This window comes from Williamsia herbipolensis (assembly GCF_000964005.1).
Classification (GTDB): Bacteria; Actinomycetota; Actinomycetes; order Mycobacteriales; family Mycobacteriaceae; genus Williamsia_A; species Williamsia_A herbipolensis.
The window spans coordinates 268,855-283,427 of record NZ_JXYP01000021.1; the positions used below are offsets into that span (position 1 = coordinate 268,855).

Sequence of the window (14,573 nt, forward strand, 5' to 3'; positions counted from 1 at the left end):
AACCGCGATGAACAGGGCATAGTTGTCGGCGTGCACACGGACCCGGAGACGCCGCGCGGCCGTGCGGCGAGCACCGATCCGCCGCCTCCCGTCGTGTCCCCGCGCCTTCCGTCAGCCCCGCCTCGGGAACCGGACAGGCGCGCCGATGCGGCGGTCGACGAGTCGCGGCAACGCCGGATGCACTCCATCGCCGAACTCGACAGCGATCCACGCACCGAGGTCGTCGCCGGGCGGGGTCGCGGTTCGGCCACCGCGAGACTGATGCGCCGGTTCGACGCCCGCTCGGCCGCGGTCCTGCTCAGCACCAGCGGATCACTCCCCCTGCCGGTCCTGGCCTTCCTGCAGCCGGCCTTCATCCGTGAGGGCGGGCTGCCCTGGCTCGTGACCGTCTGGTTGTTCACGCTGCTGGTCTTCAGCACGACGCTGGTCGTGGGACGCCTGGGCGACCGACTGTTCGCCGCCTTCGGCTTCATCGGGATGGTCGGGATCGCGGTGGCCGCCTACGTGGTCACCGAGCCCGCCGCGTCGGGGGTCATCATCACCCTGCTCGCGGCGATACCGGCGATCGCGGCGATGTCGTCCTCACGCCGCGTGGTCGTGTCGTTCGCGATGTTTGCCGTCGCGCTCGCCATCGGTCTGGCGTTCATCGACGTCACCTCGGTTGTCGGCGTCATCGTGCGGTGCGGTGCCGGTGTGGCCAACGTGATGGTCCCGGTGTTCATCGTCGCGGCGCTGCGCAACTCGCTCGAGGTGACGATGCAGCGGTACGCCGTCCTCGGCGACACCGACCCGCTGACGGGTCTGCTCAACCGGCGCGGATTCCTCGCCCGCAGCGGCGATCTGCTGACGACCGTCGCGACCGCAGGTGACCAGGTCGGGTTCCTGCTCATCGACGTCGACCACTTCAAGGCGATCAACGACCGCCTCGGACACGCCGTCGGCGACACCGTCCTCGTCGACACCGTCGCCGCGATCACCGCCTCCGCACCCCGCAGCAGCCTCATCGGGCGGTTCGGCGGCGAGGAGTTCGTCGTCCTGTGCGGCACCACCGGTCAGGCCGCATTGTCGGCCACGGCCGAGCGGATCCGCGAGGCGGTCGCCGCGGGGTCGACGGTCACGGTGAGCATCGGTGCCGTGGCGGCGCCGCTGTCGAGCACGCGATCGGGTCGCCCGAACATCTCGCACGTGATCGATCACCTCACCCACCTCGCCGACCGGTGGGTCTACGTGGCCAAGAGCGCGGGACGGGACCGCGTGGTGTGCCTGTCGTCGTCACCGATCCACTTCGTGGACGGCGACGCCGTCGGCACCGCGGCCCCCGCCCGCCGGATGGCGTGAGGGATCAGGCTGCGTGACGGCTCCGGTCCACCGCGTCGATCCGCTCCGCGCTACCGAGCAGGGCGTCGGGACCCAGCAGACCCGCGGTGTCGTGACGCATCTGGGCGTACACGGTCGGGTCGGCGTTCCGGGCCAGTGTCGTGGCGTCCCACCACATCAGACTCGTCCGGTAGCGGTCGTCGGGGTACGGCGACGCGGGGACGGTCCGGTCGACGCGGCCACCCGACGACGACCACCGACGCAGGACGTGCTCGGCGGCGGTGGCCATGAGGTACCGCACGCCCATCGCCGAGACGACGGGCAGGGCCACGCGGGCGAGCAGCGACGACACCGCCGACGGATCGTCGGCGAGCGGGTTGACCCATGCGGTCTTCAGCTCGACGACGCCGGCGTCGAGGCGCCGGTCGATCGCATCGATCAGCGCGTCGCGGCCGTCGCACCCGGCCCATTCCTGCACCGCGTGGGTCTGGTCCACCGAGACGTAGGCGCCCTGCACCCGCAGTCCACCGAGCAGGACGTCGTGGTCGTCGGTCACCGCGAAGAACACGCTCGTCGAGGTCCCGTCGGCGACGGCGTCGTAATCGAGTGCGGCGGAGACCCGATGTGCCCGGTAGACCGCGCGGGCTCCGTCGAGATAGCGGATCCACAGGTCCGGTGCGGCATCGGGGGTGGCCATGGTGAGTCGACACCCGCTCGACGGGTCGGTCATCGTCGTCAGTCCGACCCCGGGAAGTCGGTCGGTCAGACGGGATGAGGACTGCACAGCTGTTGCGAGGGACATCGCACACCTTTCTGCAACGTGAGAACTCCGAGCTCGGGACACGGAGACGACGTCGACCGAAAGACCATTCTTCAATGTCGAATAATGCACAGAATTCATCGGAATACATACGCCATACGCGTTGGTGAATGCCCCCCGACAACCCCTGTACGACTGTCGATGATGATTCTCGACATCGCCCCCGAGAAACCATTAAACACGCTTTCGGAAAAGAGGGATCGACATGTCCGATCATTCATCGACGAGTTCTTCGCGCCCGACGTCGGATCTCGCATCGGTGGAGATCCTCGACCCCTCCGACGATCGCGACCGTCTCCGCATCGCCGCCCTCCGAGACGATTCCGCCGTACAGGTGACCGACACACTCGCGGCGCAACGGATCTCGTTGAGCGAGGTGGTCCCCGCCCCTGACGACCATCACCTGCGCGACTCGCGGTGGGTCTTCTATCCGTGGCGGTCGACTCTCGTACACCTGTTGGGGCCCAGCGGGTTCCGGCGCCTGCGGCTCGATCGGAACCAGAACAAGATCACCCTCGCCGAGGACGCCGTCCTGCGCTCGCGCCGGGTCGGTGTGGTGGGTCTGAGCGTCGGACACTGTGTCGCCCACACCATCGCGATCGAGGGACTCGCAGGCACGCTGCGGCTCGCCGATTTCGACGAGATCGACCTGTCCAATCTCAACCGTGTCCCGGCCACCGTCTTCGACATCGGCGTCAACAAGGCGGTGGTGGCTGCGCGACGCATCGCCGAGATCGACCCCTATCTGACCGTCGAGATCATGCCGGTCGGCATCGACGAGACCACCGCAGCGCAGTTTCTCGACGGCCTCGATCTCGTCGCCGAGGAATGCGATTCCTTCGACGCCAAGGTGCTCATCCGCGACCGGGCACGCGCCGCCGGGATACCCGTGATCATGGAGACCAGCGACGGCGGGGTGCTCGACGTGGAGCGGTTCGACCTGTCGCCGGACCGCCCGCTGTTCCACGGACTGCTCGGCGACATCGATGCGGCCGGCCTGACCGGCCTGACCGCGGGCGAGAAGGTGCCGCTGGCGCTGGCCCTGCTCGACCCCACCCGTGTCACCTCGCGGATGGCCGCCTCGGCCCTCGAGGTCGGGGCGACGCTGGCGACCTGGCCGCAACTCGGCGGCGACGTCGCGCTCGGTGGCGCATCGTGCGCGGCCGCGGTGCGTCGCCTCGGGTTGGGCCTTCCCCTGCCGTCGGGACGGGTGCGCATCGACATCGAGGCCGCGCTCGATCGCGTGTACGACCCCCTCGACGACCTCCCGACCACACCGCCCCCGACACCCGCCACGCCCGCGACCCCGGACCTCGCCGCGATCTTCGACCGACTGCCCGACGACGAGGCTGTCGCGTTCGCCGCGTCGCGCGCGCCGTCGGCCCACAACGGGCAGCCCTGGTCGATCGGGATCGACGGCGACGGGATCGACGCACGCATCCGGGAGACCGCACCGCCGCGCACCACCGACCTCGCACGCAGGATGAGCGCGGTGGCCCTCGGTGCGCTCGCCCACAACATGGAGGTCGCGGCCTCTGCGCGAGGTCGGCTGGGACGCACGACGATCCACGACGACGGGATGCGTGTGCGCCACGAGATGGGCACCGGCGCCGACGGCCGCGCCCACGACATCGGTCTCGTGCTGCGCCGCGCCACATCTCGACTCCCCGGTGACGGCTCGCCGCTGCACCCCGCCGAGATCGAGGCGCTCACCGCGGCCGACGCGCGTGTGCACCTGCTGACCGACCGGGCGCGACTCGAGACGTGTTCGGCACTGCTGGGCGACGGCGCCCGGATCCGACACCTCACACCGGCCCTGCACGCCGAGATGACCGAGGCGCGGCGACGACCGGGATCGGCCGATCCCGACACCGGTGTCGACATCGAGTCCCTCGGTGTGCCGGTCGCGGCGCGCGGGATGCTCGACCTCGTCTCCCGACCGGACGCGATGGCCCACCTCGAGGCCTGGGGCGCCGGATCGGTGCTCGGCGCGCCCACCGCGGGTGCGGCACGCTCGTCATCCGCCCTCGTCGCGATCAGCGTCGAGGACTGGGGCCGGGAGAGTTTCGTCCGCGGCGGGATGGCGACCGAGGCGGTGTGGCTGTGCGCCACGGCCCTGGGGCTCGCGGTGTCACCCGCGGTCCCCCCGTCGCTCTATGCCGCGAACGACGATGAGCGACAGCAGATCTCACCCGCCCACGCCCACACGCTGGGAGTGATCGACCGAGGGGTGCGACAGTCGTTCGGACTCGACGACGACGCTGCGGTGGCGGTGATCCTGCGGGTGTTCCGCAACCCGACGCCCGTGCCGGTCAGTCGGCGAAGGCCACCCCTGGCGTGAGGTGTTCGTCGCGACAGCCGCGACGGGCGGCGCGGGTCAGTAGGCGCCGTCGCGGGAGACGACGGCCTTCGCGGTGCGCCACAGGATGAGGATGTCCTGCATGATCGACCAGTTCTCCACGTAGGAGAGGTCCAGACGCACCGACTCCTCCCACGAGAGGTCCGAGCGACCCGAGACCTGCCACAGTCCGGTGATGCCGGGACGCACGAGCATCCGGCGCGTCACGACGTGGTCGTAGGTCTCGACCTCCTCGCGGAGCGGCGGACGCGGTCCGACGAGGCTCATGGAGCCGCCCATCACGTTGAACAACTGCGGCAGTTCGTCGAGGCTGTACTTGCGCAGGAACTTGCCGACGCGGGTGACGCGGGGATCGTCGGCCATCTTGAACAGGACGCCGTTGCCTTGACTCTGGCCTGCCAACATCTGACGCTGCGCATCGGCGCCGACGACCATGGACCGGAACTTCCACATCGGGAACGGCTCGTTGCCCAGTCCGACGCGTTCGCCGCGGTAGAAGACGGGCCCCGGCGAGCTCAGCTTGATGGCGATCGCACACGCGAGCATCACCGGCGAGAGCAGGATCAGCAGGACCGCGGTGGCACTGCGGTCGAAGGCCGACTTGAGGAAACGGTTCGCGCCCTCGTAGGCGGGCTTGTCGATGTGCAGCAGCGGGAGTCCTGCGACGGGCCGCACCATCATGCGCGGGCCGGCGACGTCGGTGACACCGGGCGACACCAGCATCTCGACGTCCATGTCGTCGAGATCCCACGACAGTTCCCGCATCGCGGAGTGCCCGAGGACCTCGGCGGAGGTGACCGCGACGGTGGTGGCACCCGACAGGGCGACCGCGCTGCGGGCGTCGGAGAAGTCCCCGAACACCGGGATCAGCCGTCCGCACGACTCGATGATCTCGGGATCGGTCGGCTTCTCGACCGGCACGCACAGACCGACGACCTCGAACCCCAGCTCCGGACTGGCCTCGAGTCGGTCGATCAGCGGTCGGGCGGAACGCACGCCGCCCATGATGAGCACGCGTTCGAGGTACTTGCGGGATCGACGCATGCTGACGAGGTAGCGCCGCATGCTCCAGCGGCTCAGCAACAGCAGTGCCGTGCCGAGCGGGAACGCGATGGCGAGGAAGCCGCGCGCGACGCTCAGGGCCATCAGCTGATCGACGATCGCGAACACGCCGAACGTGGTCACCGAGGAGGTGAGCACCCGGCTGTACTCGTTGGGGCCGCTCCCCAGCACACGACGGTCCGAGCTCTGGGTGATGCGCAGCATCCCGAACCACCACACGACGATCGCGCCCGCGACGAAGATGGCGGGCCAGCTGAAGCGACCGAGGGTGTGGGTCAGGTGATATCCGAAACGCACGATGAGAGCGGTCGCGACGGCCACCGTGATGACGACGAGGTCGACGATGCGGGCGCGGGCGGCGTACTTGTACATCCAGTGCCGGGAACGCGGCTGGACGAAGCGGGCGTCGGTCACGGGGACGGTGGAGCGTGCGTGCGGGCGGAAGGGCAGCGAGGTCACGACACTCCTCTCCTGTCGAGCACCGGCGTGCCGGTGTCCGACCTACTCCGATGGCGACGAACTGGTTTGACAGCCTAACTGGTTTCCCCGCGCGGTGAGCGTGCTTGTACGGGGTCTTGACGGCTACATCTCATTCTGCGGGACCGGCGTTACGTACAGACGTCCATCAGGGGCGCCGCCAGGTGAACTGGACCCACCGATCGGGGAGGTCAGCTCCGCTGCTCGGCGGCGGCGCGCGCCATCGCGACGAGCAGATCGCGCACCCGCGGGGTGGGCACGTCGCGCAGCCGTGGCGAGGAGTTGATCAGACCGAAGACCGCGTGCGCCCTGGTCCGCGCCTCGTCTCGGGGCACCTCGAGGTGCTCCACGAGGACGTCGGCCCAGATGTCGACGTATTCGCGCTGCAGTCGGCGCACGAGGTGCCGTGCGTCGGTGTCGAGCGAGGACAGATCGCGGAACTGGACCTCGATGAGATCGGGTTCGGACACCGCGAAATCGACGTGCCGGTCGATCAGGGCTCCCAGGACCTCTGCCGCCCCGGGCGCGGCGCGCGCGGCCCGTCCGCCGTCGAGCAGCCGACGCGACACGTCGATCAGCAGCTGCGCGAGCAGGTCGTGTTTGCCGTCGAAATGCCGATACATGGCCGGACCGCTGATACCGACCTCGGCGCCGATGTCCTCCAACCGAACGGCCGCGTACCCGCGGCGAGCCATGAGATGGGCTGCGGCGCGCAGGATCTCGGCACGGCGTGCCGCCTTGGCGACATCACGTGCGGTGGGCTCGGATCGACCGTTCCCGACTACCGCCGACACAGCGGTTCAGCAGTCCTGCTCGGAGGTCGCGCCGGCGAACCGCGACTGCAACCACGGCAGCGCGTTGTCGAGGTCGATGTCGCCGTGCCCCTTGCCCGCCTGCTCACTGATGGTGAGGCGGTCGCCGAGCGCGCAGGCCTTCGCGACCGCGGCCTTCGTCCAGGCCTTGTCGATGTAGGTGTCGGCATCGCCGTAGAGCACGTACATCGGTGCACTGATGGCCTTGCGTGGCAACGCGTACGACCTCAGGAGGTCGGTGAGACGCGCGGCCGCCTCATCGGTGCGCGGGGCGAGGTCGAACGGCCCGAGCGCGTCGGCGGCGGCGTTGCGTCGACTGACCAGCGGGCCCGCGCACGCCGAGAGCACGTCCCAGTTCGTGACCGCGCTGCCGCTGCGGTAGTCGTCGCGGACGATGTCGGGGTGTGATCGGGCGGCCGCCTCGACGATCCATTGCAGGGCCGGGGCCTGATCACGGGTGAGGGTGCCGGCGCGGGCCTTCGCGACGAGTCCCACGACATCGGCGGCGGGGACGCCGGCGACGACGCCGACGAGATCGAGCTCGGGTGCGTAGGTGCGCGCGCCCTCGTCGGCGGCCCAGATCGCGCCACCGCCCTGCGAGGATCCGAAACCTCCCCATCGAGGGGAGATGTCGTCGAACACCGAGCGCAGTGCACGCACCGAGTCGATGACGTTGCGGCCCGCCGTGTCCGAGTCCAGGTAAGGGTGGACCCCTGCTGCGCCCAGTCCCTGGTAGTCGGCGATCGCGACGGCGTACTTCGCGCCCAGGAGTCCCTGCGCGAGGCCGATCAGCCCGTGCAGGTCGCTCGACAACGACGGTCCGCACTCGGTGTTGATGCCGAGCGTCCCGTGCGCCACCGCCACGACGGGCCACCCGCCCGCAGGCGCCTCACCGCCGGGTTTGAAGACGGTGCCGCTCACGCGGGTGCGCTTGCCGGACGAGTCGGTGGACACGTACTGGATCACCGAGCCCTTCACCTTGCCGAGCTTCATCAACAGCGGGAGGTCGTCCATCGGCTTCGCCGAGAGCACCGAACCGGGGGTGTCACCGCCGCGGGCGGGATTGTCGGTGCCGTCGGGGGTCGACAGCCCGACGACGAGAACGACCACCACGGCCACGACGAGCACCAGGATGATCGCGATGCTCCATGTGACCGGTCGGGTGAGCCCTGCGGGCCTCTTCACACCGGGTCCACGGTCACCGAGCCACGACCCGGTCTGCGCAGGGTCGCGAACTGGCACCGGACCACGGTGGTGTCGCCGTCGCGGAACTCATCGGTCATCGGTAGTCCGAACTGCGGTCGCCATGCGTCCAGCATCTCACCCGACAGCGGGTGCGCGCCGGTCTGCGGTGACCAGAAGTACTCGGTGGGCACCAGATCGTCGACGGGCTGCCGTCCGTCGACCATCGGACCGGTGGGCGTCGATCCGGCCCGGTCCATGGCGGTCACCACGGCGGTCGGCGAGGCGAAGCAGCGGTCCATCCAGCAGGTGACCGCTCCCCCGGTGAACTCCTGCCGGATCTGTTGCGTCCCGCGCGGTGACGACTGGCGGTACCACGGGGTGACCGGGCCGCCGATCGGGAACTGGGCACGCGAGGACGCCCCCAGCACGCGCTGGTACACGACGTCGTCGTTGCGGTTGCCGGCGATGAGGCTCTTGAGTGAGGTGTAGAGCGGCTTGGCCGAGAAGTCGACGCGCATGATGCCGAAGGTGTCCTCGCGGTCGGAGGAGTCGTCTTTGCGGTCACGCAGTTCCTGGACCAGGATCGGGCCCGCGAACGACAGCTGCGACCACTCGCGGATCGACTCGGTGATGATCGCCGCCTGCGTCGCGGCGTCGGAGATCGGTGTGCCCGAGGTCGGGAAGCCCACCTCGGTGGCCCAGATCTTCTTGTCGCCGTCGCCGTGTGCCTGCATGACCGAGTACATCCCGGCCACCATCCGCATCGCCCCGTCCGGGTCGAGGGGGTCGGTGGAGTACGAGGTGGGATAGGAGTACGGATGCACCGACAGCGCGTCCATGTACCGCCCCGCCCCGGCGGCGTACATCTTCTCGACGAACGTGCGGCCGTTCATCGTCGTGGAGGTGTCGACAGCGGTGGCGACCGAGCCGCCGAGGACGGTGATCCGTGGGTCCGCCGCCTTGATCTGCCGGTAGGCCGCCTTGAGCATCGACGTGTAGAACACCGGGTCGGGCCCCGGACGGAAGAAGTACCCGCCGTTGGGTTCGTTCCAGATCTCGAGCGTGGACACCCGACCCGAGTAGTGCTCGGCCACGTCGCCGGCGAAGCGGCCGAATGCGGTGGCCGAGGCCGGGCGGCGGGTGAACTGCGTGGATCCACCGATCTGCCAGCGCGGGGTGTAGTCGATCACACCGACGACGTCGATCCCGTGGGCTCTCGCGGCGTCGACGACCCGGTCGACCGGCGCCCAGTTGAAGACACCCTCCACGGGTTCGACGAACGGCCAGGCGATGTCCAGACGCAGACTGCGGACCCCGAGGTCGTTCATCGCCGACATCGACCGCTCGAGAACGGTGTCGTCCTCGACGATCAGCATGCTGCCGCCGTTCACGCCGATGGGCACCAGTTCCGGTGCCGCGGCCACGGGTGTGGGACGGGTCGATTCGGTCGAGGTGGCGGTGTCACCGGCGGGATCGGTTCCGCACGCGGTGGTGAGCACGATCAACGCGACGAGGACAGCGACCATCGCCGACGGAGCGCCCCGGCCGTGACGTCGTCTAAATGGACGTTGATGGTCGTTAATAAGTTGACTCTAGCGAAACCTCGCTACTTGATACGCAACTTGCGGGCGTATTTCAGCCCGGGCTCCTCCACGAAGCGGTAGGTCACGGCGGCACAGGCCACGGAGAGGACGCCGACGATGGCCAGGTTGCCGAGCATGCCGCCCACGCTGTCACCCGCGAGCAGGCCCCATCGTCCCAGTGCGATCAGCAGTGGGAAGTGCCAGAGGTAGATGCCCAGCGAGATCTTGCCCAGGTACTCGAACGGCGCGAAGTCGAGGATGTCGGCCATCCGGGAGCGGCGCCCCTCGGCCAACGGCAACACGATGATGAGGATGAACAGGCCTGCGGCCAGGCCGGTCGCGGTCACCTGGAAGTTCGACTTGAGCGCGAGGAGCGCCAACATCGCGACCGTCGACACGACCAGCCCGGCGACCGACCACCGCCGCAACCGCGTGCCGAGTCGCGATCCCTCGGGGCCGTCCTCGACGGCGACGAACAGCACGGCCGCCGCCATACCGAAGGCGAAGGCGTCACTGCCGCCGAGGAAGCTGCGCAGCACCACCGCGGACCAGTTGGCCCCGAAGTTCTGCTCGGCGATGTCGGTGATGCCGGCACGGTGCGCGAGGTAGTAGGCGAACACCTTGCCTGCGATACCGATGATGACGAACAGGATCGGGGGGATCAGCCCGATGACGACGGGGTTCCACCTCATCCGCCGCCGTAGCGCGAACATCAGCGCACCCACGATCGGCAGCGCGAAGTAGAACGCGTACTCCAGTGTCAGCGACCACGACGGGTTCACGCCGGTCTGGATGAGGCTCGGGAAGTACGTCTGCACCAGGAAGAGATTGGCGACGAACGTCCACGGGTCGGTGATCATGCCGGTGCCGGCCTGCGAACCGATGACCAGCGACTTCTCCGCGTTGGTGAGGTAGGCGGCCTGCAGGGCGAAGTTCGCGATCAGGAAGATGACGATGTAGACGGGGAAGATCCGCAACAGGCGATGGATGACGAACTGTCGCACGTCGGGCTGCTTCGGGGCGCCGAGGAACAGGGCCCGGACGAAGGGCAGGAAGAGTAGGAAGCCCGAGAGTCCGAAGAAGAAGATGAGCGCCTGACCCAGGATCCCGATCTTGCTGTCCACGGTCGTGTCGGGCGAGTAGTGCGCGGCCACGTGCACGACGAGAACGGCGATGCAGGCGAGACCACGTGGTCCGTCGAGGCCCTTGATGCGACCGCGGCGACGCGGCGCCACCGTGGCCGTGACCGGTGTCCCGGAGATCGCGGAGGCCGCCACGACCGGGATGTGTCCGGTTCGGTGCGGGGTGTCGGCGGTCACGGCGTCGGCCCCGCCACACGCCACACGGTGGCGGGTCGAGCGGTCGTCGACGAACTGGCGGCCCCGGTCTCGAGCTGCGCTGAGGTGTTCACCGTCACCGTCCGTTTCGTGGTCTGCGGGCCCCGGCACAGGTGTACGCGGAGACGAGCTGGCGTCACGGACCGGCACACACTGCCGATGCATCACCGCGACGAGGTCACGAGAGTGATGGTAGAAGCCGTCGCACGGTTTCGCAGGCCCCCCGGCCACCCCCTGTGGGAGTCGGTGTACCCGGCCCCACGCGGCAACCCTAACCGCCGTACGACACGGTCACCACTCGGACGAACCGCCCGACTCAGGTCAGGCGACCGCAGTCGTTGACGACGGCCCGGTTGTTGAACCGGTTCTGCAGCCAGCTCGTCGCGATCGAGATGTCGATGTCGGCGTGGCCGCGGTCGGGCTGGAGCACCGACTGGATGGTGTCGCCCAGACGGCACGCGCGCACGACGGCGTCGGTGGTCCACTGCGGCGTCACCAACTGATCGCGTCCGCCGTAGAGCACCAGGATCGGTGCCGCGGCCCGGCGCACCGGCAGGCTGCGCCGCGCGAGGAGTTCGGTGAGCGCGGCGGTGGCCTCGGTAGACGACGGCGTGAGGTCGTCGGGAGTGATCTCCTTGATGACCGCCGCGCGACGCCCGGTGAACGCAGGGCTGCACTGCGACAACAGATCCCAGTTCGATTCCACGACACCACGACGGTACGAGTCCAGGTCGAGGTTCGGGTTCTCGTGCTTGAGCACCAGCAGCATCCACTGCATGAGGCCGCGCTGGTCCTCGGTGAGCTTGCGCTGTGCCGCAGCCTGCGCCAGTGGCGCGATGTCGAGCGGCGGCGACGCGGCTGCGGTGCCGAGGAGGTCGAGATCGGGGGCGTAGGTGCCGGCGAGCTCGTTGGCCGCGAACACCGCCTGCCCGCCCTGCGAGGTGCCGAGAGCCGCCCATCGGTTGGACACCGACGGCGACAGACGACGAGCGGCGCGCACCGAGTCGATGACGTTCATGCCCTCGGTCGCGGCGTCGAGATACGGGTGTGTCGGTTCGGTCACACCGGGTGCGCCGAGGCCCTGATAGTCGGAGACGGTGACCGCGAAACCCTGGCTGACGAGACCGCTGGCGATGATCGAGATCCCCAGCAGGGTCGGATCGAGGGTCGGTCCGCACTCGCCGAGCACACCGGTGGTGCCGTGGCCGAGCGCGATGACCGGCCACCCACCGGCGGGAGGCGTTCCCGACGGGATGAAGATGGCGCTCGAGACCTCGGTGCGGCTGTCGTCGATGCCCGAGGTCGAGCGGTAGACCACGCGGGCGGCGATCGACGACGCGGCGCTCACGCGCCGGTCGAGCAGCGGCATCTCGTTGGCGCTGACGATGGAACCGACCCCGGTGTCACGGGTGTCGACGGCCAGTGGCGCGCCGATGGTCGACTGGGCGGGATCGGAGTCGGCGCTGTCGGAATCCGAGCCACAGGCCACGGTCGTGGCGAGCACCGCTGCGACACAACCGATCACGGCGAGTGAGCGCACCCGCCCGACCACCGGTCCGCGCGATCGGTCGGTGTCGCGCTTCGTCACAGGTCTCCGCATCGTCATGTTTTCCTCAGTCCTCGGACATCGCGCAGTGTGTGCAGGGCGTCGCGGCCGTCACCGACCCGGTTGCCGATCATGTTCGCCCCGATGAGCGCGATCGCCGCGACGGCGAACCCGATGGCGCCGCCGAGTCCGATCGCCTGCGTCAGGCTGGTCTCGGTGGCGGCGCCCGCCGGGGTGGCGGCGTCGACGACGAACAGCTCCGACTGCACCGACTCGGTGCCCTCGGGTTCGAGTTCGCTCACCACCTGTCGCATCTGATCGGCCATCGACGAGGCCAGCGTGGTGGCCGCCTGCGCGGTGTCACCGGTGGTGACGATGCGGAACACCGCGCTGTTGGGCACCGGGAAGACGGTGATGCGCGAGGCGAGATCGGCGGTGGTCGCGCCCTCACCGAGCACCTTCGCCCGGTCGGCGACGAGAACCCGCGACAAGACCTGTTGCGACAGCGCGAGGTTGCGCATGGTCTCGATCTCGGCGCGACCGGACAGATCACTGGCGTACGCCGCGACGACCGACGGCGGTCCGGGCGCCTTCGCGACCATCACGGCCTGGCTCGTGTACTCCGGCTTCTCCATGCTCTGGGCGAACCATCCGACGGCCATGCCGCCGACGACGGCGATGAGCACGGTGATCCACGACCGGCGCAGGATGCGGCCGTAGTCGGTCATGGTCGACGTGGAGGGGGACTTCACGGGCGATCCCCGCAGTTCGTCACGTTGCCGCCGCCGAGTCGCAGGGTGTTGACGAAGTCCACGGCCTGGTCGGCCTTGAGGTCCTCCTGGGTCTCCCCCGCGCGCCGGACCACGAACAGTCGCTGACCGTCCTGGCAGGCCTGGGTGATGGCGGCCTCGGTCGGACCGACGTCGGCGACCTGATCGTCGGTACCGTAGATGATCAGCGCCGGCTGCTTGTTCGCCCCCACGGGGAGTGCACGGGCGGCGATGCGCGACTTCAGGAACGCCGCGGCGGCGATCGAGTTCGGTTTGAGATCGTCGGGGCCCAGCGAGGTGATCGCCCGCCCGATGTCCTCGACCGACGTGCGCGCGGTGGGCAGACACTGCAGCAGGGTCGGCCAGATGCTGCGCGCATACGGCGAGCGGTAGTCGTCGAGGTTCATCGACGGGTTCGAGTCGGCGATCGACTGCAGGGTGTAGATGTACACCGAGTACTGCGCGGGGTTGAGGGTTCCGCTGACCGCGCGGTCGACCAGTCCGGTCATGTTGGCCCAAGGGGCGATCGACGCGGAGCCGAGCAGGTCGAGCCCCTGGCCGTAGGCCACCGAGCGGTCACCGGCGGCCCACGATGCCAGACCGCCGAGGGCGCCGCCGTAGGAGATCCACTTGGTGCTGATCACGGTCGGGTTGAGGGCGTGTGCGGCGCGCACGGCGTCGATGAGGTTGTTGCCGTAGGTCGTCGCGTCGAGGAACGGTACGACCGGACCGCTCTGACCGATGCCCTGGTAGTCGGACATGACCACGACATAACCGGACACGGCGATGTTGGCCATGACCTCGGCGTTGCCGAGCATCGACCCGAACAGCGACGGCGCGCACTGCGGCTGGATGCCCGAGTTCGGGCGACCGTAGGCGACGACCGGCCAGCCACCGTCGGGCGGAGGACCGTTGGGCACGACCACGATGCCCGACACCTCGGTCGGCGAGTTGTCGAGTCCGGAGGTCGAGCGGTAGACGATCCGCCGGATCGACACCCCGACCGAGGTGAGGTCGGGGTCGACGGGGGTGGGCGGGTCCTGGAGTGCGACGACGCCGCCCGGGCCGCGCGAATCACGCGGAGCCGTGAGCGTCACGTTCGGATACTGCGACACGAGCGCGGGCCCCGACACCGAGGGGTTGATGGGCACCGAGGTGTTGTCCGGCGGCGACACCGAGCAGGCCGCGGTCACCGCGACCACGAGCATCGTGGTGGCACCGAGCAGGATCGACCGAGCCGTCCGACGATGCGGACGGCGCCGCACCGATGCGGCGTCCGTCGACCGCCGGTGCGGTCGTGTCATG

11 protein-coding genes are annotated in these 14,573 nt (G+C 69.3%); 2 read left to right on the forward strand and 9 right to left on the reverse strand.

The features are described from left to right. Positions 1-30: 30 nt before the first annotated feature. Positions 31-1,338 (forward strand): GGDEF domain-containing protein, encoded by a 1,308-nt coding sequence (locus TU34_RS12490; protein WP_150116507.1) that lies wholly within the window; start codon positions 31-33, stop codon positions 1,336-1,338. A 4-nt stretch (positions 1,339-1,342) separates the two neighbouring features. Here TU34_RS12490 and TU34_RS12495 read toward each other — a convergent pair whose 3' ends face one another. Further along, positions 1,343-2,119 carry a hypothetical protein gene (locus tag TU34_RS12495; RefSeq protein ID WP_203225453.1) on the reverse strand — a complete coding sequence of 259 codons (777 nt, stop codon included), beginning with the start codon at positions 2,117-2,119 and terminating at the stop codon, positions 1,343-1,345. Between the two features lie 223 nt (positions 2,120-2,342). On the opposite strand from TU34_RS12495, the gene TU34_RS12500 reads away from it, so the two are divergent. Beyond that, entirely contained in the window at positions 2,343-4,478 is a 2,136-nt protein-coding gene (locus TU34_RS12500; protein WP_045823155.1) for an Rv1355c family protein, read from the forward strand. A 36-nt stretch (positions 4,479-4,514) separates the two neighbouring features. On the opposite strand, the gene TU34_RS12505 is transcribed toward TU34_RS12500, so the two are convergent. The 8 genes from TU34_RS12505 to TU34_RS12540 form a co-directional block, all read right to left on the reverse strand. After that, positions 4,515-6,017 (reverse strand): sugar transferase, encoded by a 1,503-nt coding sequence (locus TU34_RS12505; RefSeq protein WP_338062998.1) that lies wholly within the window; start codon positions 6,015-6,017, stop codon positions 4,515-4,517. 209 nt (positions 6,018-6,226) lie between these two features. Beyond that, positions 6,227-6,829 (reverse strand): TetR/AcrR family transcriptional regulator, encoded by a 603-nt coding sequence (locus TU34_RS12510; RefSeq protein WP_045823156.1) that lies wholly within the window; start codon positions 6,827-6,829, stop codon positions 6,227-6,229. 6 nt (positions 6,830-6,835) lie between these two features. Beyond that, on the reverse strand, positions 6,836-8,032 hold the full coding sequence (locus TU34_RS12515; protein WP_045823326.1) for a lipase family protein: 1,197 nt from the start codon (positions 8,030-8,032) through the stop codon (positions 6,836-6,838). Continuing rightward, positions 8,029-9,558, reverse strand: coding sequence for a beta-galactosidase (locus TU34_RS12520; protein ID WP_052688892.1), 1,530 nt, complete (start codon positions 9,556-9,558; stop codon positions 8,029-8,031). Before TU34_RS12520 ends, TU34_RS12515 begins: the two co-directional genes overlap by 4 nt. Positions 9,559-9,638: 80 nt before the next feature. Then, positions 9,639-10,934: an acyltransferase family protein gene (locus TU34_RS12525; RefSeq protein ID WP_160298527.1), complete on the reverse strand. Its 1,296-nt coding sequence runs from the start codon at positions 10,932-10,934 to the stop codon at positions 9,639-9,641. Positions 10,935-11,268: 334 nt separating this feature from the next. Continuing rightward, positions 11,269-12,540, reverse strand: a complete 1,272-nt coding sequence (locus TU34_RS12530) for an alpha/beta hydrolase (protein WP_052688893.1) — start codon at positions 12,538-12,540, stop codon at positions 11,269-11,271. 14 nt (positions 12,541-12,554) lie between these two features. Then, a complete protein-coding gene (locus TU34_RS12535; RefSeq protein ID WP_150116509.1) occupies positions 12,555-13,250 on the reverse strand; it encodes a YveK family protein in 696 nt (231 codons plus the stop codon). Beyond that, positions 13,247-14,572 carry an alpha/beta hydrolase family protein gene (locus tag TU34_RS12540; RefSeq protein ID WP_150116510.1) on the reverse strand — a complete coding sequence of 442 codons (1,326 nt, stop codon included), beginning with the start codon at positions 14,570-14,572 and terminating at the stop codon, positions 13,247-13,249. Before TU34_RS12540 ends, TU34_RS12535 begins: the two co-directional genes overlap by 4 nt. Position 14,573: the final 1 nt, after the last annotated feature.

Excerpts from the sequence above, each read along its gene's own strand:
- TU34_RS12500 (WP_045823155.1), top strand. The coding sequence starts at position 2,343 with ATGTCCGATCATTCATCGACGAGTTCTTCGCGCCCGACGTCGGATCTC.
- TU34_RS12520 (WP_052688892.1), bottom strand. The coding sequence starts at position 9,558 with ATGGTCGCTGTCCTCGTCGCGTTGATCGTGCTCACCACCGCGTGCGGA.
- TU34_RS12495 (WP_203225453.1), bottom strand. The coding sequence starts at position 2,119 with ATGTCCCTCGCAACAGCTGTGCAGTCCTCATCCCGTCTGACCGACCGA.
- TU34_RS12540 (WP_150116510.1), bottom strand. The coding sequence starts at position 14,572 with ATGACACGACCGCACCGGCGGTCGACGGACGCCGCATCGGTGCGGCGC.